Genomic DNA, 21,275 nt, shown 5'->3' with positions numbered 1-21,275 from the left:
CAAAACTTGCCCATCCTTGCAGCCGAGCCAGCTAATCACCCTCTATTGACTCACAAGACGATGACTTCTGATTCCCCCAAATTCAGGCTGGTTCACCCAATATTTCTTGGAATCGGGACACTTTCTCTCGTTGCTCTACAAGGTGTATTGCCGCTAGATCTCCCCTTACCCAGTCCTGTCAGCTCAGTGCAACTTTCCCCCGCAAACGCTCAATACAATCCCCCTAAACGTCCGGGCTTCGGAAGTAGTGAAGGCACGGGAACGCGAGGAGACAAATTACGCCTTTGCGGTGAGAGAAAGACGGCTTCTTTTACCACCCTCGCACCGACCAACCATATTGGAGAAACGATCTCATCTCGTCCAACTTTATTTTGGTATCTATCCAGCCGACAAACTGTGGAACTTAAGCTAATGCAGCCAGGCGTGCAAAAGCCTGTGTTTGTCACTACGGTACAAGTAGATAAGCCTGGTATCGTCTCACTTGAATTACCGAAAACTGCGCCTGAGCTAGTACCTGAGAAAGTTTATCGCTGGTCGATCGCTGTCGTTTGTGAAGATGGCACGAAGGATGCTTTGAGAATGGCGTTGATCCGACGGGTTGCGCTGATTCCAGAGGTGAAACAGCGATTGGCGATCGCGCAATCCGATCAGGAGCGGGGTCAAGTCTACGCAGCCCAAGGTCTGTGGTATGACGCAGTGACAATGTTCTCTAAAGCGGCTACGGCGAATCCCAAAGATCGAACGGCTCCTGACAAACTCCTGTCACTGCTCGATCAAGTGGGATTTGAGAAGGTTACGGAGCAGGAGCGCAAAAAGAACCAGCCGATAAAACGTTGAACTATGTCGAGATTGCTGCGATCGCCTCTCGTAGTGCGTGTTCCGCCTTGGAATACTGTTTGACTTGATAATAGGCAGAAGCAAGATGGTGTAGCAGCAGACTCAATATTGGTGTTTCCTGCTTTGCTCGCTGTCGTGCAACTTGCTGTTCAAACAGCCGAGCGGCAATCTCTGGCTGTCCCTGTAAGAAGTACGCCTTTGCGATTCCCTCTCTCGCTCTTTCCGCTTGACGCTCATCTTTTAGTGCTTCAGCCTGACGAATCAATTTTTGAAATCGCCCGATCGCTTTTGCATATTGCCCATTGTCTAGATCGTCTTCTGCTTGGTTCAAGCTGAGCGATGCTTCTAAAGTGGGATGAGCAGGCTGGCGTAAATTAGCAGGTTTGGGCGCTGCCCAACTCACCGCGCTGGAGGGGACGATCATTGTGAGAGCAGCTATTAGGGACAGCGCGGTGAAAACGGCTACCCTGGGCAAAGGTTTGTGCTGAACGGGCATAAGCCTGCTTGAGGATTAAGGATAATTAGAGAAAAGAGCATCAATTTATACCCAGTTAACCCTGAAATAGCTGAACTAAATCTAACTTGAGAAAATCGGTTCGACTAGAAGCTAGAACGGTCTGATACCAAATTGATTTGTGGATGCGACAGATTCTCGCCCCCTAAATCCCCCATTCTGGGGGACTTTGAGTATGATCTGTCGCGCTCTATGTTTAATTCGGTATGAATGTCAAAGCTCCCATCGCTGGATTCGCTCCTCAGTCCTTCGGTAGAGCTTAAATCTATACCGTTGGAGGACGTTTGGGAAGTAGCAGATTGTGCCAGTTTCCGTAGGAGTATACGGAGAGAAGCGAAGTAGGTGAATGCTTCCGACGTTCGATAATGGCGGAGCGAGGGTTGTGCAACTTCGGTTACGAGTTAGTCCTAATCCGCCCTTGAGTCAGCAGATTCAGCAAGCAGAGTTTCGACAGAAAGTTCGGCTCTATGCGGAAAATGGAATTTGGTTTGACGCGGTGGCTACTTTAGCAGAAGCGCGATCTGTGAATCCTAAAGATGCAGAGTTAGCAAAAGATTGGGAACAGTTATTACAGGCTTGAAATTAGAAACTTTTGCGACGGCATCTATTGAAGCTAAAACTCAGTAGAGCGATCGCTCCGAGCGAGCAATGCAGTCACACGATCGACATAAATCCATCCGGAAAGGAACTATGTTACTCAAGAAAATTAGCTTCTCTATCTGTTTTACGCTGCTCCTCACCTGGCAGCCTTTGTCTTGCCAACAGTTCACAGCGATGAGTGCAGAGCGCAAAGCCGAGAAAATCGCTCAGTCTAGACCGATTTCACGCCCGATCGCGCAACCTCTCACACTCTATCAACCACTCCAGCGCTTGCAATGGGAAGGAGAAAAAGCAAGTAAAACCGGAATTGCTTACTTTCCGATCGAAGGATTGCCAGACATCTCTATTTCTGAAACTGATTTAGATGTAGCTCGCAAATTGCAAGATCCAAAGCAAATTGCTAAGACGTTAGCTGCCTTAGGATTATCACGCCATGTTCAAGGTGAGTATGACAAGGCGATCGACAACTATCAGCAAGCCTTGAAAATTGCCCACAACTTAGATTCAACCTTAGAAACAACGCTATTAGGCAATCTGGGACTGGCTCATGTGCAGTCTGGAAATTATTATGCTGAAGCCGTTGATTATTTAGACCAGTATTTAACTGCTACTCAAGATCATAAAAAACTCCAAGCATTCGGAAATTTAGCTAATGCCTACTTTGGAGCAGATCTATATGTGAAGGCGATCGAGCTTCACCAGAAGCGTCTTACCCTATCTCGAAAATTCAATGATCAAGTAAGCGAAGCTAAAACGTTCGGTGATTTGGGCATTGTCTATCAAGCGCTTGGAGAGCGTGCCAAAGCGATTCAATATCAAGAACAGGCGTTAACCCTAGCACGGAAAATCAAGAATCAATCGATAGAATCGTTAGCCCTGGGAAATTTAGGCGTAATTTACCAATCTCAGCGCAACTATGCCAAAGCAACTGAGTACCAGCAAAAACGTCTCACGCTAGCCCGTCAGATTCAAGACCTAAGAGGAGAAGCAGAAGCTTTGGGAAATTTGGGCGGGATTGCTTATTTTCAGGGAAATTATCAAGGCGCGATCGCCCAATATGAGCAAGCCTGGAACATTGCCTGGAACAAACTCCGTGATGCCGAGCTGATCTATCGAATTCGGGGCAATCAAGGGCTTATCTACGCGCAAATGGGTAATCCTGATAAAGCCTTAGAGTTCTACGGGCAATATTTGCGTTACGCCTCCTCACGCAGCAATCGACGAGAAGAAGGAATTGCCAGGATCAACGCTGCCGCAGTCCGGTTCCAATCTGGTAATTTAGACGCAGCCGCAAAAACTCTTCGAGCAGCGATCAAGACCTGGGAATCGCTGCGATCAAGGCTTGGCAACAATGACAGTTTCAAAGTTTCTATCTTTGAAACGCAAAATGCGCCTTTTAGCAATCTCCAAAGTGTTCTCGTCGCTCAAAATCAACCCGAAGCTGCCCTCGAAATTTCTGAACGCGCCCGCGCCCGCGCCTTTGCCGAACTCCTCGATCGCCGTCTTTCTGTGCTTTCGTCCCGAAAAGAAACACCTCGATCGCCACTCGCTTCTTTAACGATCGCGCAAATCAAACAAATCGCTCAAAAGCGCCGCGCTACTCTGGTCGAATACTCGATCATTCCTGCCCAGTTTAATGTAAATGGCAAGCTAGAAACGCGCGAATCAGAGCTGTTGATCTGGGTGATTCAACCGACCGGAAACATTACCTTACGTCGAGTTGATCTAAAACCGCTTTGGCAATGTCAAAATACTCAGTCTTGCGCTCCTGAAGAACTATCTGATCTAGTCTCGCTGGGTCGGGCAACACTGAATGAGGACATTAAAGCCACTCAAGACGCTGCACATCCCTTGCGACGGTTGCATGAACTTTTGATTCAACCGATCGCAGATCTGCTCCCCAAAGATCCGAATGCTCAAGTCACCTTTGTGCCTCACCGATCGCTCCTGCTTGTGCCATTTACTGCCTTACAAGACGCGCAAGGCAAATTCTTGATTGAACAGCACACTATCTCGGTCTCGTCATCAATTCAAGTTTTGGAGCTCACTGATCAATTAAGAAAAAAACTAGAAACTGTTGGTAAGAAACAGACAGAGAAAAAATTAACCGAAGCTCTAATTATTGGAAATCCGGTCATGCCAAAAGTAGTGACCGAAATCGGAGAACCTCCTGAACAACTGCCACCTTTACCCGGATCAGAGCAAGAGGCAAAGACGATCGCTCAAATGCTCAAATCTTCTGCACTGGTTGGCGAAGCCGCAAAAAAATCGAACGTACTGCAACGAATAAATCGCGCTCGCCTGATTCATCTTGCCACTCATGGCTTGATGAGTGATTTTGTCGGATTGGGAGTGCCGGGCGCGATCGCGCTTGCGCCAGATACGATCGCCACCGGAAACCCTTCTTTAGAAGAAAATGGATTGCTGACTGCAAATGAAATTTTCGACCTCAAACTGAATGCTGAATTAGTCGTTCTGAGCGCGTGTAACAGCGGACGAGGCAGAATCACCGGAGATGGCGTGGTTGGCTTATCTCGTGCCTTGATTGCCGCCCAAGTCCCAAGCGTTGTCGTTTCGCTCTGGGCAGTCCCCGATGAATCAACCGCAGTATTAATGACGGAGTTTTATCGGAATTTGCAGCAACAGCCAAATAAAGCCCAAGCCTTACGTCAAGCTATGTTGGCGACGATGAAGCAATATCCTGCCCCCTTAAATTGGGCAGCATTCATGCTAATTGGCGAAACAAATTAGAAATCGACTGCATATTCCAGAAAGCCTGAGGTAATAGACCAATAGTGGCCGCGACACAACCGCAGAAAAGTTTACAACCATTTTCCGGCAAAGTCCGAATTCGATCGCAAAAGCTGGACTTACTTACAACGGCGCATCAATGGATGGTTCCACCGTCGATCACTCAGTCGTCTCTTCAGTCTGACGATTCTTCTAGTCTAAACTTCTAGCAAAACGCGATCGATTCATCATACCCGCTATCCAGAAGCATTAGTGTCTGTGCAACGAGTGTCCCCATCGGCTCGCAAGCAACACAAAAACAATTCAAACGGCTCCACTCGCTCAATCGCAATTCTCTTTCCCTACACTCCTATTCAACGATTCTGTGATCAAGAGCCGTTCTGATCCATTTGCTAGCGCTCAAGCACCCCGTTGGCTCTTGATCTTTAAATTAGGTCTAATAGGTGCCGGCGATCGTGATACGTTGTTCAACTTGCTTGAGTGACCCAGCTTGTTAGAACTTGCTGATACTCGGCCAAACGTTCTGCAAAAAACATATGCCCCATTCCCGGTAAAACTTGGAGTTCTACTTGGGGAATCGTTTTCGCGAGATGCTGAGTCTGACGATGAGAAATTACAGAGTCGCAGTCCCCTGCCAGGATTAATACGGGCGACTGAATGCGAGACAGTTCTTCTGATAGATCCATGCTTGCAAAGCTATGAAATAGATAAGCTAAATCGTCAGGGTTGTGGTGAATAGCCTTGGAATAAACTGCAGTGAGGGTAGGCTCTAGGCTAGGCGCATCGAAGTAAGTGGAGCGATCGCCCGCAAACAGTCCACTTATCCATCGATAGAGTACTGGATTTAACGTTGATAATTTGTATATCAGCTTGAAGAGCCAAATGCCTAAATATCCCATGCAACACAATCGCTGAAGCCCTCCCATGACACCGTTCCATTGCCCATTTGCAGAGCCAGAAATGCAGAGAACACGGCTGACTGAAGTAGGATAATAAGTCGCTAGACTGAGAGCTGCTAGTCCCCCTGCCGAGTACCCAACTAAAATGACAGGACGATCGCCCACAACTGCTTGAATTGCTCTGTGAAGCTGGGTAGCAAGTTGCTCACAGGTAAGGGGAAGAACCTTAGTCTCAGGAAGTATCTGGGATGGATAGTGGGCAGGCAAGTTGATGAAGTAACAGGGGGTTGTTGCCAGGGTAGGGGGTAACGTTGGGAGCCAGAAATCAGCTACTAATGTAATGCCATGGATAAACACAACAGGAATACTAGAGTATTCTTCGTTGTGTGTAAGAATTGATAGACAATGACCATCGGTCTGAATACTATGTTGTGCCATCGAGTTATGATTCGATCTAGTGTACGAAAAATAAGGCGTATCTTGCTGAAAAACAAAAAAGATCAGGCGAAGAATACATCATGAACAACCATAACTTGATTGAGTTAAGAACACCAGCGACAACAAAAAACATTCACAGATGCACTCATAGCATTGATTCGGCAGGGCGCACAACAAATCATTGCTCAAGTGGTCGAAGCAGGACTGCAAACCTTTCTGGATCAGTATCAGCATTTATGCGATGAACAAGGGCGCAAAGCTGTGATGCGAAATGGGCATCTACCAAAGCGCACTATCACCACCGGAGTCGGAGGAGTTGCCGTGCAAGTGCCAAAAGTGCGCGATAGAAGCCAGAGCGGAATTAAGTTCAATTCGAGCTTGTTACCGCCCTACTTGAAGCGCTCCCGCTCATTTGAGGAAGTCTTGCCGTGGTTGTGCCTCAAAGGTATCTCGACTGGAGATTTTGAAGAGGCATTGAGTTTATTGTTAGGGGTGAATGCGACTGAATTGCCATCGAGTACTATCAGTCGTCTGAAGGCAAAGTGGGTGGACGAACATCAAAACTAGCAAAACCGCAGCCTCAAAGGGAAGTGTTATGTGTTCGTCTGGGCAGGTGAGGTCTACTTTAACATCCGAGCCGAAGATAACTGACAGTGTATTTTGGTGCTGATTGAGGCGACGGATACGGGACATAAAGAACTGCTTGGGCTCGAAATCGGATTTCGAGAAGCTGAGTTGAACTGGAAAAGCTTGTTGTTACGGTTGAAAGACCAGGGCTTAAAGGAAGCTCCAGAACTTGCGATTGGCGATGGAGCATTAGGATTTTGGAAAGCATTCATCAAGTCTCTCCGCAAACTCAAGTGCAATAGTGCTGGGTGCATAAAACGGCGAATATTCTCAATGTGCTACCTAGTTCGCAACAACCACAGGCAAAGAAAGCACTCAAAGATATCTATCTGGCGGCAACCAAAGTAGATGCAGAAATTGCCTTTGACCGTTTCATTGAAACTTACGAGGTGAAGTATCCCAAAACGATCGAATGTTTGATCAAAGACCGAGAAGCAATGCTGGCATTTTATAACTTTCCAGCGGAGCATTGAATGCACACTCGGATTTCCAACCCCATTGAATCCACTTTTGCAACCGTGCGTTTGAGAACCGATAAAACCAGGGGTTGCGTTTCCCAAGCCAGTATCTTATCGCTCTGTTCAAGTTGGTGCCGTCAGATCAGAAGCGATGGTTGCGAATCGAGAAATTTAATCAATTGGCGGAGGTGATTGAAGGCGTGAAATTTACCGACGGAATTCGCGTTGATGAGCATGGGCACGCCGCAGCGTGAGCCGAAGGCAACGTTTAAAGCAACGGAAAGATGCAGCGTAATCCTCCCGTACACCACATTTGGCAATATTTGACAATACTTCTTATGACATAGTATTATCCCTCCTAGCAGTTCAGTAGTGCGACTTGCCAATTAGTTGTGCTTCATCAAAAGTCTCCTTTGATTTGCGAGTGGGAGCAATCCTCCTCCCCGATTATTCCCTACTTTTCGTTGGCATCTCCCCTAGTTCTCCTCGATTGCCTGATGTAATTCAAATCAACCACGAAATAATCCTCACTCAAATTTTTTAGATGATTGATGCACCACTTCTTCTAAATCTGTTCAAGGTTCACTTACAAGGTTCCATCGCTACTTAACTACTAAGTTTGAACAGGTTTAATTTCGTCTGCTGATTTGCACTCTGCTCCCTTCTCTATCAACTTTAAAGCATGAACTTCATCAATTCCCTTAAGCACCAGCTTAAAACTCTTGTCATCGGCTATCGCTTCATGCAGGTTGTTCAAGCTCCCTACGGGGCATTCATCCAGATCGGCAAGTATGCAGATGCTTTGATGGATGAACATGGTATGCAGCTCATGATCAGAAGCCTTGCTCGCACGCCTCAAGGAAAACAGGCATTAGCAGAACGTCGCTATTTAGGGGCAGTTGATCTCGATGCCTTGCTCCAGCTTCCTTCTGATACATTAGGTCACCTCTATGCGGCACACATGAAGCGCAATGGGCTGTTGCCTCCTCCGGTTCGTGAACCTGCGCCCAACGATTACATCTATTTGTTCAACTATGTTTCTGAAACTCATGACATCTGGCATATCGTGACAGGCAGCGATACAACAAAAGCAGGGGAACTTCAGGTTGAAACTTTCTCGCTAGCACAGTTCTATCCTTCTCGTTTCTGGGTTGCCCTGTTAGCCAAGAACTTCTTGAAGATCGCGCTTTACGAGATTGAACTTTGCGAAGAATTGATGGCAGCCGTGGTGCGGGGCTGGATTATGGGCAGACGGGCAAAATCTCTGTTTGGTATTCCTTGGCAAGAACTTTGGGAAATGCCGATCGATCAAATTCGAGCTGAGTTGAATATCAATCCTTTTCTGTCCACTGAAATCGAAGCGACACTGGCACAATCCAACCTTGATACTTCCATCAGTTTCACTTCAGAAACTGCCTCAAATGCTTCCTCCTCTTCACTCACTCCCGCTCTACGAATTGGCTCATGATGACCGAACCCTCAACTTTTGTGGATCTGCTACAGGAACGCGCCGCCTGTTATCCCGATCGCATTGGCTACCGTTTTCTCAATGAGTCTGGAGTTGAGCAGTCCAGCTTGACTTACCTGAAACTGCATCAGCAAGCAACAACGATCGCTGCTGCATTGCAAAGTCAGGGCGCTAATCAAGCGCGGGTGCTTCTACTCTATCCACCTGGACTCGACTTTATCGCTGCCTTCTTCGGTTGTTTGTACGCAGGAGCGATCGCGGTTCCTGCCTACCCACCTCGTCCGAATCGATCACTCAGTCGCCTGCAAGCCATTGTTGAGAATGCCCAACCTAAGTTTGCGTTAACGAATCAGCAGGTGTTGTCGATTGTAAAACCGCAATTGAACAATCTGCCAGACCTACACGATCTGCAATGGATTGCCACCGACGGACTCTCTGAAATCTCGCGGTCTGAATGGCGAATGCCGGAAATTAGCAAAGAGTCGATCGCGTTTCTGCAATATACCTCTGGCTCAACAGCAGCTCCTAAGGGCGTGATGGTTACTCAGGGTAATCTGTTGCACAACTCATCTCTGATTCATCAGGCATTTGGGCATTCATCTGAGAGCTGTGGTGTAATCTGGTTGCCGTCCTACCACGATATGGGATTGATTGGAGGCATTCTCCAACCGATGTATGCCAATTTCCCTGTCGTGCTGATGTCTCCAACTACCTTTTTGTACAGACCGTTTTACTGGCTTCAGGCAATTTCTCGGTATCAAGCAACCACCAGTGGTGGACCCAACTTTGCCTATGACCTTTGTGTGCAGCGTGTGACCGAAGAACAGCGTGCTAGCCTTGACCTCAGCAGTTGGGAAGTGGCATTTAGTGGCGCAGAACCCGTGCGGGCAGAAACGATCGAGCAGTTCTCTAATTTCTTCGCGCCTTGTGGATTCCGCCGAGAAGCTTTCTATCCCTGCTATGGTATGGCAGAAACAACGCTGATTGTTTCGGGAGGCAATAAGGCAACTGTTCCTAAGATGCAATCTGTTGATCAGGATGCTCTGAGTCAAAATCAAATCATTCTTGCTCCTGCTGGAGAAACAAAAACTCAAACTTTAGTAAGCTGTGGTCAACCTCTGTCTGACCTTAACGTCATTGTCGTGAATCCTGATACGCAAGTGCGCTGCCTACCGAATGAAATTGGTGAGATTTGGGTTTCTGGTGCCAGTGTTGCTAAGGGATACTGGAACAATGTTGGAGCAACGATTGCTTACTTTCGCGGTTCCCTCTTTGAAAGTGAAGATTTCTTCTTGCGTACAGGTGATTTAGGGTTTATGCAAGACGGAGAACTCTATATCACTGGACGGTTGAAAGACTTGATTATTATTCGAGGGCGCAACTACTATCCCCAAGATATTGAAACAACGATGCAGCAGAGTCATCCAGCTTGTAAGGGGGGTAGCGGGGCAGTCTTTACGATCGAGCATCACGGTGAGACACGCTTAATCGCTGTGCAGGAAGTGAATCGCCAGCATTTCCGCAATCTCAATATCGAGGAAGTGACGGGTCAGATTCGGCAGGCAGTCCTACGAGAGCATGAATTACAGATTCACACCGTCACGCTGATTAAACCGAGCAGTATTCCCAGAACTTCCAGTGGTAAGATTCGTCGCTTCGCCTGCCGGGAACGTTTTCTCGCACAGAAGCTAGAAGTTGTGCTCGCCCAAAATCAAATCCCTGCTCCCGTTTAGATCTAACAGTTAGCCGATGAGGAACCCGAATATGCAAGCTACAGTTTCTCCCGATTCAGAGAAGTCGCCCCTTAAGAAGAGACTGATCAGTAACAGCTACATCAAACTGATGCAGAAACGCCATTTCTTAATCTGTGATGTCGTGCCTCTGATTGGATGTATGATCGCGATCGCTCTACTGTGGCATGAATCGCTGACTCTGATTGACAGCATCGTTTTTCTTGGAATGTGTTTTCTGACCAGCACAGGTATCACCGTTGGTTATCATCGGCTCTTTACCCACCGTAGCTTCAACGCTCATCCCGTCATTCGTCAGCTATTAGTTATTCTGGGTTCGATGAGTGCTCAAGGCCCAGTTCTGTCCTGGGTTGCAAACCATCGTCACCATCACCGCTTCAGCGACCAACCTGAAGATACCCATTCTCCCCATACTGCGCCTAATAAGTTACTGGGGTTGTGGTATTCCCATCTGTTCTGGAAATGGGAGTACGAATATCCAAATCCTGTCTACTATGCACCGGAACTCTTGCGAGATCAGGCAATTCTGAAAGTAAGCCGCTGGTACTACAGCTGGATTGTTTTAGGGCTGGTGTTTCCTGCGATCGTCACTGGAATAGTTACGCAAAGTTGGATGGGTGTCTGGCACGGTTTCTGGTTAGGGGGTGTGATTCGTCTCTACTTCGCCCAACATACGACCTGGTGCATTAACTCAGTTTGTCATCTATGGGGGCAGCGTCCTTTTCAAACCAGCGATCGCAGCGTGAATAACATTTGGTTAGCGTTACCAACCGCTGGGGAATCCTGGCATAACAACCACCACGCTTTCCAGAACTCCGCAAAGTTTGGACTTGACTGGTGGCAGATTGATCTCGGTTACTGGGTAATTCGGCTACTGGAAATGACTGGACTGGCATGGGATGTGACTGTTCCCACAGAAGCCATGATTCAAGCCAAAAAGATTTGAACAAAGGTTCAAGAAAGTTCCCACCCAAACGGGTTCTCATTCGATCTCAAATTAATTCCTCATTTCTAGGAGAATCACCATGCAAGCTAATGTTTCTGTTTCTACTCAAGCATCTCCTACAGCAGATGTTATTCAAGGCTGGATTGTCGATTTCGTTGCAAAAGTGTTGGACATTGAACCTGCTCAAGTTGATACGAAAGCTGCTTTTGATCAATACGGTTTAGATTCAGCAACCGCAATTAGTTTGATTTGCTATTTGGAAGACCAATTGGGACATGAACTGAATCCTACCCTCCTGTATGATCTTCCGTCGATCGAAGTTTTGGCTCAACGTCTTGCTGCGAATTAGCTCCAATCAGCCTCAACTTTGACTAAATTCGCAAACTGAGATGATTCATCAGTTCAATCAACATTCAATCAACAACAGTTCCAATCAAGCATCACAGGCAAAACTATGAACGCTGCAACTTCTACACTGTCAACCTCTACCGGAGCTTCTGCTGCTGCAATCCAGCATCACTACGATGTCGGCAATGATTTTTATCAACTCTGGCTTGACCCTACGATGGTTTATTCCTGTGCGCTTTGGGAAGAAAACGAACCAACCACCAATCTGGAGAAAGCACAGATTCGCAAAATTGATTACCACATCGAACAGGCAAGAGCGCAAGGGAAAAAGCGGGTGTTAGATATCGGCTGCGGCTGGGGCGGCATCCTCAAGCGATTGGTCAACGAACATGGTGTTCAACAGGCGATCGGGCTGACCCTAAGTGAAGCACAGGCAGACTGGGTGCGGGCACTGAATCATCCTCAAATCGAGGTGAATTTGGAAGGATGGCAGAACTATGAGCCGACTGCTCCGTTTGATGCCATTATATCGGTTGGCGCGTTTGAGCATTTTGTGAAGCCAGAGCTATCTAGTGCAGAAAAGATTGAGGTTTATCGATCGTTCTTTCAACGCTGCCATGGATGGCTGAATCCCGGTGGTTCGATGTCGCTGCAAACAATTGCTTACGGAAAGCGCAAACCGGAAGAAGTGCAGAAGCTACCGGGTGCAAAGTTCGCCAACGAAGAAATCTTTCCTGAATCGGACTCACCCCGCTTGGCAGAGATTGCAGAAGCCGCAGAAGGCATTTTTGAAATCGTCACGGTGAGAAACGATCGCCTGGATTATGTAAAAACGCTGGAAGTTTGGCTGAAGAATCTGAGAGCACATCGCGCCGAGGTAGTTCAGGCGGCTGGAGAGGTGGTGTTTCAGCGCTACGAACGTTACCTCTATCTGGCACTGCTTGGGTTCCTAACTGGTGATCTGCTGCTGCTGCGTCTCACTCTGCGGCGCATTGGGTAATGGGCGATCGTAGAACTTGCTGCCCACACTCGAATCAAATTTGCTTTCAGTAGGTCTGATTGATCAAAAAGCTTGCAAGTGCAAGGCTTGTACTCATCTCTGAATTCATCTCTCAACTTATAGCCTAAAGGAAATCATGTCTAATCAAATCGTTGGAACCTGGAAACTGGTAAGCTGCGAAACTCGAACCACTGACGGTCGTGTGTTTCAACCCTTGGGATCTGATCCCGCAGGTTATATCGTCTACACCGAAAATGGCTTTGTGTCGGTAGCAATTATGAAGGCAAACCGCCAACGATTCCTAGCGGGAGATATTGCCGGAGGCACGCCGGAAGAAAAAATTGCAGCAGCAGATTCCTATATTTCCTACTGCGGCAGCTACAAGCTGGAAGATAACAAAGTGATTCACCACGTTGATGTCAGTTTCTTCCCGAACTGGGTTGGCATTGATCAGGTTCGCTTTGTTGATCTGGATGGCGATCGTCTTACCCTCAGCACACCTCAAATGGTGGTTTATGGCATTGAGCAAGTAGGCTATCTGATTTGGGAACGGGTAGAAACCTTCCAGCCCCAAGCTCCAGTTTATGCAGCCGCGACTGCTTCATGAGTCAGCCCCATAGTCGCTAATCAGTTCTAGAGGATGTTTGAACAAAGAACAATATAGGGCAATACATCCTCTCCCTTCTTTTTCTCCAGTTGATAGGTGCTACCCAGAACTAGACTACAGCCATGTATACAGCTTCAAATTTCTCATCGTCTGGAGCAACTTCTTCTGAAGCTGACTCTACCAATCACCATACGGATGCTGACTATATTCGAGTGATCCGTCCCTTGCTTCCAAAAGAGGCATTTCAACGCAAGCCAAGTTCTGTTCTCTACTTTTTATTTTGGCTTGCTCTTGTTGTGGCTAGTATTTTTCTTGCCCGCTCGACTACAAACCCAGTCTTGCTCGTCTTCGTTTCCTTGCTCTATGCTCACAGTACAGCCGGATTAACCCTCTTTGCTCATAATTTAAGCCACGGTGCCGTATTGCCCCAGGGATTATTGAAAGATTGCTTAGAAGTGCCCTCATGGGGCTTGAGTCTTATTCCAAGAACAATGTGGATTCATGTTCATAACCAGACGCACCACCCCTATACAGGCACATTGAAAGACCCCGATCGTCCCTGGTTAGATTTTGAGGAAACTTGGTTGCGAAAAGTTTACAGCTTGGTTTTTTATCCTCAAGGATTCAAGCGGTTTCCCTGGCTGTTTAATCCCATTCAGATGATCCACTTCGTTAGCTATATCAGCCGCAACATCATTGGAGTTTTCTGGACAGAGAAGAGTACCTATCATTTTGTTCCCTATCAAAAGCCCTACACGCAGAAGGAGCGGCTTGCAGTCATTGGAGAACTTGGAATTATTACTGCGCTGCAAGCATTACTCTTTGTAAGCCTAGGCTGTGATTTCAGGAGGTATTTCTTTATTGGTATTTTGCCTCCGCTATTCGCATCTTCTTTTCTCATGGTTTACATTAAAACCAATCATTTTCTCAATCCAGTTACACTAGAAAATGATTCCTTGACCGCCACAACGTCTGTTATCGTTCATCCAATCTTTAATCTGCTGCACAGCAATTTTTCTTATCACATAGAGCATCATCTATTCCCATCAATGCACTCGGATTATTATCCTCTGGTGAGCCAACTGCTGAAGCAGCATTTCCCCGAACAGTACAATCAGATCCCCATTGGAGAAGCTTGGAAACAGCTCTGCAAGCGATCGACCTTTGCCACTCTAACAAGTTTACAGAAATAGAAATCCCACTCTGCAACCCTTTTTATTCTCAGGAGAAAGTAGCTATGACTCTCGATCGCGTTTGTATTATTGGTGCAGGTTCCTCTGGAATTGCTACAGCCAAGATTTTGCATCAAAAAGGAATTCCCTTCGACTGCTTTGAAAAAGGTTCGGGGGTGGGTGGCAACTGGCGTTACCTGAATGATAACGGGATGTCTTCCGCCTATAAATCGCTTCATATCAACTCCTCGAAGCGGAATATGGAGTATTCAGACTTTCCGATGCCAGATGACTATCCCGATTATGCGAGACACAGCCAAATTCTCAATTACTTCGAGGCTTATGTTGATCACTTCGGATTCCGCCACAAAATTACCTTTAAAACTGAGGTAGTTCGAGTTGAACCGCTCAGCGATGGCACCTATAACGTTACAACCCGGAATGATGCAGGTGAACGAACTGAATCCTATAAAGCTGTGATTGTGGCGAACGGACATCACTGGCATCCCAAGTATCCTAACTTCCCTGGCGAGTTTTCCGGTACGGTGATGCACTCCCACCATTACAAAACGCCGGATGGTATGGCAGATAAAAACATTCTGGTGGTCGGGATTGGAAATTCTGCTTGTGATATTGCCTGTGAAACCGCTCGAATTGCCAATCAGACTTTTCTATCAACTCGGCGCAGTGCTTACATCCTACCGAAGTATATGCTAGGTCGCCCGCTAGACAGCTATCTGACCCCCTTCTTCTTTGCAATGCCCCTGTGGATGCGCCGAATTTATGGACAAATACTGCTCTTCCTCTCGCGAGGTTCCCAGGCTGAATTGGGTGTCCCTGTTCCCAAACACCCGTTCCTCAGCGAGCATCCCACGATCACATCGGATCTATTAAACATGGTGGGCTATGGCAGAGTCAAAATGAAGCCCAATGTCAAAGAACTATCAGGCGATCGCGTTCGGTTTGAAGATGGCACAGAAGAAGCGATCGATGTGATTGTGTACGGTACAGGCTACCAGATTTCTTTCCCCTTCTTTGACAAGAACTTTATCAATCCAGAGAACAATCATCTGCCACTCTACAAGCGGGTCATTCATCCCAACTATCCCAATCTCTACTTCATCGGACTATTTCAACCGATTGGAGCAATTATGCCGATCGCAGAATGGCAGTCTAAATGGGTTGCTGACATTTTGGCAGGCGAGGTTGTATTGCCTAGTCCGGTGGAAATTAAACGGGAAATGGAGATCGAAGAAAAGCGCGTCAAGCAGCAATATGTAGACTCCCCACGCCATACGATGCAAGTGGATTGGCATCCCTATGTTAATCAGATCAAGCGAGAAATGAAACGCAAGGCTAAAAAACAGCCGCGATCGCGTGTTGTATCCCAGACGGGTCATGAAACTGTATCTGAGCATCTTGTTTAATTTTTAGTTCAGGAAAAATGAGGCTCTAATGAAAGTACTGCTGGTATATCCGCTCTTTCCGAAAAGTTTCTGGTCGTTTGAAAAAGCCCTGGAGTTAGTGGGCAAAAAAGCTCTCATGCCCCCGCTTGGACTAATTACGGTTGCCGCCATTCTTCCCCAGGACTGGAACTTTAAGCTGGTGGATTGTAACGTGCGTCCAGTATCGGAGGCGGAGTGGGAGTGGGCGGATCTGGTGATTATTTCTGCCATGATTGTGCAGAAGGAGGATTTTTGCCGTCAGATTCATCTCGCAAAGCAGCATGGGAAATCTGTAGCAGTTGGTGGACCCTATCCCACGGCTCTTCCACAGGAAGCGAAGGCAATGGGCGCAGATTACCTGGTTCTGGATGAGGGAGAAATTACCCTTCCCATGTTTGTGGAGGCACTGCAACAGGGCGCGCTTAAAGGAACATTTCGGGCAACAGAAAAGCCTGATATCACCCAAACCCCCATTCCTCGCTTCGACCTGTTGGAGCTTTCAGCCTACGATTCGATGGCGGTTCAGTTCTCACGGGGCTGTCCCTTCCAGTGCGAATTTTGCGACATTATTGTGCTGTATGGACGCAAACCTCGCACCAAAATGCCGTCGCAACTGATCCTAGAACTGGAAGCCCTTCATAAGCTGGGCTGGCGGGGTCGCGTGTTTATGGTGGACGATAACTTTATTGGCAACAAGCGCAATGTCAAACTGCTATTGCTGGAGCTGAAAGTGTGGATGGCAGAACATGGCTATCCCTTCAAGTTCTTCACCGAAGCATCAGTCAACCTGGCAGAAGATCAGGAGCTAATGGATCTGATGGTTGCCTGCAATTTCTATGCCGTGTTCCTGGGAATTGAGACTCCCGATGAGGAAAGTCTGAATCTGACGAAAAAGCATCAAAATACTCGTAATTCGCTCTACGACTCTGTGACTGCCATTATCAAATCTGGGCTAATGGTCATGTCTGGATTCATCATCGGCTTTGATGGAGAAGAAACGGGAGCGGGCAATCGCATCGTTCAATTTGTGGAGGAAACCAGTATTCCGATCGCCTTTTTCAGTATGTTGCAGGCACTTCCCGACACCGCCCTCTGGCATCGCCTGGAAAAAGAAGAACGGTTGCGGCTGCAATCTGGCGACGTGAACCAGACCACGCTAATGAACTTTGTTCCCACTCGCCCCATCGAGGAAATTGCTCAGGAATATATTGACTCCTTCTGGAAACTCTATGATCCTGCTAAGTTTCTCGATCGGGCATATCGCCACTACTTGATGATGGCAGAGCCAAATCACAAATCCAGCGCACCGAAAATGCAGTGGCTAGAAGTCAAGGCTTTGTTTAAGATCCTCTGGCGACAAGGTGTCGTTAGCCAAACACGCAGGCTATTCTGGAGAAACTTCTTCGGCATTATGCGTCACAAGCGTAGCCGTCTGGCAGAATTTATTGCGGTTTGTGCCCGGCTTGAACACTTTCTGGACTACCGCGAAATTGTTTGCCGTGAGATTAGCCAGCAGCTAGAGGAATTTAAAGCCAACGAAGCCAGAATTGCCCAGGAAAAGGACACTGTACCCCAAATAGACGCTATGCCCCAGACTGTTGAGCTGATTGCTTAGTACAAGACCTGCCAGAACTTTCCAACTTTGCCTCCAAGCCCTTCAACGTTCCACAGAATTGGAGGATTCAGGAGGCACAAAACCCTCAAATTTGTCTCAAAAAACCACTATGATTCACCAACCTTTTCATTCCGTTCGTCCTTCTGGTCGATCGTTTCAAAATCAGGTTGTGATTATTACCGGAGCCTCATCCGGCATTGGCGAAGAACTGGCTTACCAGCTTGCAGTTCAGCAGGCTCGACTCGTGCTGGCTTCCCCGGAAACTGAAAAGCTAGAAGCAGTCGCGTCCCGGTGTCGAGAGCGTGGCGGTGAGGCACTGGCTGTTCCGGCCGATGTCAGCGATCGCCATCAGTGTCAACAGTTAATTCAGCAAACGATCGTCACCTACGGTTGCATTGACACTTTAATCAACAATGCGGGCATCACGATGTATTCCACTGTCGAGGAGATTGAAGATATTCATCTGCTGGAACACTTGATGCAGGTTAACTATCTGGGTAGTGCTTACTGTACCTACTACGCCTTACCCTTTCTTAAACAGACGGGTGGACGAGTTGCCGCAGTTGCCAGTGTCGCTGCTCTGAATGGGGTTCCAACCCGCAGCGGCTATGTTGCCAGCAAACATGCCATGATGGGATTCTTTGATTCCCTGCGAATTGAACTGATGAATTCAGGAGTGAGCGTCACTGTTTTGTTTCCTGATATTGTAGCGACGGGAATGCATAGTCATGTGATTGGGGCAGATGGTCAGCCTCACGATATCAGCCATACCGTGAACTATCAGAAGGCAATGACAACCCAGGTCTGTGTCGCGCAGATGCTCCGAGCGATCGCCTCCCGTAAACGGCAACTCATGATGTCCAACCGTGCCCAATTTGGGCGATGGGTTAAGCTTCTCATCCCAGCGTTAACTGATCGGATTGCCAAACGAGCCGTTACTGCCACCGCAGCCCAGAACCAGGAGCTCAAGAAACAATGCCTAGCCTAATCGACCACTTCTATATTTTTGGGGACAGTCTTTCAGATAGTGGCAGTCTGTTTGAGATAAACGGTAGAACCTATCCGGCAGATCCCCCCTATTTTCAAGGACGGTTTTCTAATGGTCGCGTCTGGGTGGAATATCTGGCAGAGCAGTTCGGCATTGCTCCAGAACATATCACTAACTATGCGCGAGGTGGAGCAACCGCAAGCCGGGTCAGTATGCTCGCTCCCAATCTTGGGGTGCAGTTGCAGTCGTTTCTCCAGTCCCATGTCCAGATAAACTCATCTGCGCTTTATATCTTCTGGATTGGTGCAAATGATTATTTTCAGGGAGAAACGAACCCAGTCCTACCCGTAGAGGCGTTGACCAGGGCGATCGCTGAAGTGGCAAGATTGGGAGGTAGAAGAATCCTGGTGGCAAACCTGCCGGATTTGGGACAACTTCCCGCCACACGCATTCGTGATAATGCTGAAGCTCTCAGTGCATTGTCCAAGGCACACAATCTCAATCTATGTCGCGCTTTGGAGCGAATTCAGGAGGAATTACCTGCTGCCCGAATTATTTTACTGGATGCCTGTAACCTCTATCAGCGCGTTATGACCAATTCCCTCCCGTTTGGCTTGACGAATACTCAGCACGCTTATCTCAGCGGTCAGTTTAATCATCAATCCCCAGAGCATTTTCTATTCTGGGATGGCATTCACATTACCACTGCTGCTCATAAACTTATTGCAGAAACGGCGTTCAATATCTTGGTGCAACCAGAAGCCGAAACCGCTCAGTTAAATTCCAATGCCTATCTATATCTTTAGCCAGCATCGTCAACTTAACTAGATTTCGCTCTAAATCAATACTTCAGACAGTTTTTAGGGGGACTCGACAGGAAAACTATTCGTCCCTTAAGGTGCTGATAAGTAAAAACGCGCCGGACGAATAGCCATATGGAAATTGTACAGAGCCAACTTGAAAAAGTGGGTCATCTTGCAAACCGCAATTGAAGTTTCTCGTGACCTTATTCACGACGATTGTGGTGGTGTGCGGCAAGGTGAACTTTAGCAATCTCAGTCGATACAGCGATTTGAATGAGAAAACCTATCGACGGCAGTATGAGCACTCCTTCGACTTTGTGGAATTGAACTTAAGCATTGTGGAAGTCAGTCTTGAAACCGGGCAAGGTCTCTTGGGAGTGATGGATAGCTCATTTATCCGCAAAAGTGGCAAAACGACCCTTGGGCTGGACTGGTACTACAATGGCAGCGCCAGTCAGGCTGAAAAGGGGGTTGGAAGTATCGCTGATTAGACTTGTGAATCTGAAGACCGAGCAGAGCTATGCCGTAAGCGCCCCTACACCGGCTACGGTGTTGTATAGGTTGTGTCGCGGAGACGTTATCCTGAACTTTGTCGGTTGGACTCTGGATTATGCTGCGACTTAGTGAAATAAAGCTCCCGTTAGATCATACTGAAGCGGAAATTGAAAGCGCCATTCTCGATATGCTGCACCTTACAGCAGAAGAATTGGTTGGGTATTCCATTTTTAAGCGTAGCTATGATGCCCGCAATCGAGGGGAAAAGATTACTGCGGTCTATATTCTGGACGTAGAAATAAAGCAAGAAAAACGAGTGCTGCAACGGTTTAAGAAAGATCGGCGGGTGAAAGAGACACCAGATATGAGCTATCGGATCGTGGCTCAAGCTCCGAAAGGATTTACAGAGCGCCCGATCGTGATTGGCACGGGTCCCTGTGGGATGTTTGCGGGACTGATGCTGGCGCGGATGGGATTTCGCCCGATTCTGCTGGAGCGGGGGAAACAAGTCCGAGATCGCACGGCAGATACGTTTGGCTTTTGGAAAAAGAGAGCCGACTTTAATCCGGAATCGAATGCCCAGTTTGGCGAAGGCGGAGCAGGAACGTTCTCCGATGGCAAACTCTACAGCCAGGTTCGCGATCCGCAACACTATGGGCGGAAAGTGTTGACGGAATTGGTCAATGCGGGCGCTTCACCGGAGATCCTGTATGTGAATCGTCCGCATATTGGGACATTTAAGCTGGTGGGAATCGTTGAGAAGATGAGAGCCACGATCGAATCCTTGGGCGGTGAGATTCGCTTCCAAAGCCGAGTCGAAGAGGTCTTGATCGAGAATCGGCAGGTGCAGGGCGTTCGCTTAGACAGCGGAGAAATCCTTGAAGGTCGGTATGTGGTGCTAGCGGTTGGACACAGCGCCCGCGATACGTTCCAGATGTTGTTCGATCAAGGCGTTTATATTGAGCCGAAACCGTTCTCGATCGGGTTCCGGATTGAGCATCCGCAGCCCGTGATTGATCGCGCCCGATACGGACAATATGCAGGCGATCGACGATTGGGAGCGGCAGATTATAAGTTAGTGCATCATGCCAAAAATGGGCGATCGGTGTATAGCTTCTGTATGTGTCCCGGTGGATTAGTCGTTGCTGCGACTTCAGAGCCAGGGCATGTCGTCACGAATGGCATGAGCCAGTATTCTCGCAATGAACGCAATGCCAATAGTGGGATTGTCGTTGGCATTACGCCCGAAGATTATCCAGGGAGTCCTTTAGGGGGGATTGCTTTGCAGCGACAGTTGGAGATGCGGGCGTTTGAGTTAGGGGGCGGAACCTATGAGGCTCCAGGGCAATTAGTGGGAGACTTTATTGCCGATCGTCCGTCGCGCGAGTTTGGCAGTGTGTTGCCGTCCTACGCGCCGGGTGTGCATTTAGGAGATTTGGGTTCGAGCTTGCCAGAGTACGCGATCGCGGCAATCCGCGAAGCCCTTCCCGCCTTTGAAAAACAAATCGCAGGG

General features: G+C 47.8%; 18 protein-coding genes and 1 pseudogene. 17 read left to right on the top strand and 2 right to left on the bottom strand.

Translation table 11 applies throughout. The features are described 5' to 3' along the window. The first annotated feature begins 60 nt into the window (after positions 1-60). A complete protein-coding gene (locus H6F51_01800; GenBank protein MBD1821252.1) occupies positions 61-837 on the top strand; it encodes a DUF928 domain-containing protein in 777 nt (258 codons plus the stop codon). Between the two features lies 1 nt (position 838). Here the strand turns inward: H6F51_01800 and H6F51_01795 are convergent, their stop codons facing one another. After that, positions 839-1,261, bottom strand: a complete 423-nt coding sequence (locus H6F51_01795) for a hypothetical protein (protein MBD1821251.1) — start codon at positions 1,259-1,261, stop codon at positions 839-841. 436 nt (positions 1,262-1,697) lie between these two features. On the opposite strand from H6F51_01795, the gene H6F51_01790 reads away from it, so the two are divergent. Further along, positions 1,698-1,931 carry a DUF928 domain-containing protein gene (locus tag H6F51_01790; protein ID MBD1821250.1) on the top strand — a complete coding sequence of 78 codons (234 nt, stop codon included), beginning with the start codon at positions 1,698-1,700 and terminating at the stop codon, positions 1,929-1,931. A gap of 110 nt (positions 1,932-2,041) precedes the next feature. Continuing rightward, positions 2,042-4,702 carry a CHAT domain-containing protein gene (locus H6F51_01785; GenBank protein ID MBD1821249.1) on the top strand — a complete coding sequence of 887 codons (2,661 nt, stop codon included), beginning with the start codon at positions 2,042-2,044 and terminating at the stop codon, positions 4,700-4,702. Positions 4,703-5,169: 467 nt separating this feature from the next. Here the strand turns inward: H6F51_01785 and H6F51_01780 are convergent, their stop codons facing one another. Continuing rightward, entirely contained in the window at positions 5,170-6,039 is an 870-nt protein-coding gene (locus H6F51_01780) for an alpha/beta hydrolase (GenBank protein ID MBD1821248.1), read from the bottom strand. Positions 6,040-6,186: 147 nt separating this feature from the next. Here H6F51_01780 and H6F51_01775 point away from each other — a divergent pair. The 14 genes and pseudogenes from H6F51_01775 to H6F51_01710 form a co-directional block, all read left to right on the top strand. Continuing rightward, positions 6,187-7,378, top strand: a pseudogene (locus H6F51_01775) (IS256 family transposase). 488 nt (positions 7,379-7,866) lie between these two features. Beyond that, positions 7,867-8,592 (top strand): hypothetical protein, encoded by a 726-nt coding sequence (locus tag H6F51_01770; GenBank protein ID MBD1821247.1) that lies wholly within the window; start codon positions 7,867-7,869, stop codon positions 8,590-8,592. Beyond that, positions 8,589-10,325 (top strand): fatty acyl-AMP ligase, encoded by a 1,737-nt coding sequence (locus H6F51_01765; GenBank protein ID MBD1821246.1) that lies wholly within the window; start codon positions 8,589-8,591, stop codon positions 10,323-10,325. The genes H6F51_01770 and H6F51_01765 overlap by 4 nt, the downstream gene beginning before the upstream one ends. A 31-nt stretch (positions 10,326-10,356) precedes the next feature. Then, on the top strand, positions 10,357-11,289 hold the full coding sequence (locus tag H6F51_01760; protein ID MBD1821245.1) for an acyl-CoA desaturase: 933 nt from the start codon (positions 10,357-10,359) through the stop codon (positions 11,287-11,289). 79 nt (positions 11,290-11,368) lie between these two features. Further along, on the top strand, positions 11,369-11,638 hold the full coding sequence (locus H6F51_01755) for an acyl carrier protein (protein MBD1821244.1): 270 nt from the start codon (positions 11,369-11,371) through the stop codon (positions 11,636-11,638). A gap of 105 nt (positions 11,639-11,743) precedes the next feature. Beyond that, entirely contained in the window at positions 11,744-12,637 is an 894-nt protein-coding gene (locus H6F51_01750; protein ID MBD1821243.1) for a class I SAM-dependent methyltransferase, read from the top strand. A 136-nt stretch (positions 12,638-12,773) separates the two neighbouring features. Further along, complete coding sequence (locus tag H6F51_01745; protein ID MBD1821242.1) at positions 12,774-13,244, top strand: lipocalin-like domain-containing protein; 471 nt, start codon at positions 12,774-12,776, stop codon at positions 13,242-13,244. Between the two features lie 122 nt (positions 13,245-13,366). After that, positions 13,367-14,437 carry a fatty acid desaturase gene (locus H6F51_01740; protein ID MBD1821241.1) on the top strand — a complete coding sequence of 357 codons (1,071 nt, stop codon included), beginning with the start codon at positions 13,367-13,369 and terminating at the stop codon, positions 14,435-14,437. A gap of 44 nt (positions 14,438-14,481) precedes the next feature. Beyond that, positions 14,482-15,843, top strand: coding sequence for an NAD(P)-binding domain-containing protein (locus H6F51_01735; GenBank protein ID MBD1821240.1), 1,362 nt, complete (start codon positions 14,482-14,484; stop codon positions 15,841-15,843). A gap of 28 nt (positions 15,844-15,871) precedes the next feature. Next, on the top strand, positions 15,872-17,476 hold the full coding sequence (locus H6F51_01730) for a DUF4070 domain-containing protein (GenBank protein ID MBD1821239.1): 1,605 nt from the start codon (positions 15,872-15,874) through the stop codon (positions 17,474-17,476). Positions 17,477-17,585: 109 nt separating this feature from the next. Then, positions 17,586-18,464 (top strand): SDR family oxidoreductase, encoded by an 879-nt coding sequence (locus H6F51_01725; protein ID MBD1821238.1) that lies wholly within the window; start codon positions 17,586-17,588, stop codon positions 18,462-18,464. After that, positions 18,452-19,270, top strand: coding sequence for an SGNH/GDSL hydrolase family protein (locus H6F51_01720; GenBank protein ID MBD1821237.1), 819 nt, complete (start codon positions 18,452-18,454; stop codon positions 19,268-19,270). The genes H6F51_01725 and H6F51_01720 overlap by 13 nt, the downstream gene beginning before the upstream one ends. Before the next feature lie 194 nt (positions 19,271-19,464). After that, on the top strand, positions 19,465-19,758 hold the full coding sequence (locus H6F51_01715; protein ID MBD1821236.1) for a hypothetical protein: 294 nt from the start codon (positions 19,465-19,467) through the stop codon (positions 19,756-19,758). A 119-nt stretch (positions 19,759-19,877) separates the two neighbouring features. After that, positions 19,878-21,275: hypothetical protein (locus H6F51_01710; GenBank protein MBD1821235.1), on the top strand; the 1,398-nt coding region annotated here is incomplete at its 3' end.

Source organism: Cyanobacteria bacterium FACHB-DQ100, assembly GCA_014695195.1.
In the GTDB taxonomy this organism is placed as follows: Bacteria; Cyanobacteriota; Cyanobacteriia; order Leptolyngbyales; family Leptolyngbyaceae; genus Leptolyngbya.
The sequence above is the reverse complement of the archived record's forward strand: the minus strand, read 5'-3'. Positions and strand labels throughout refer to the sequence as shown.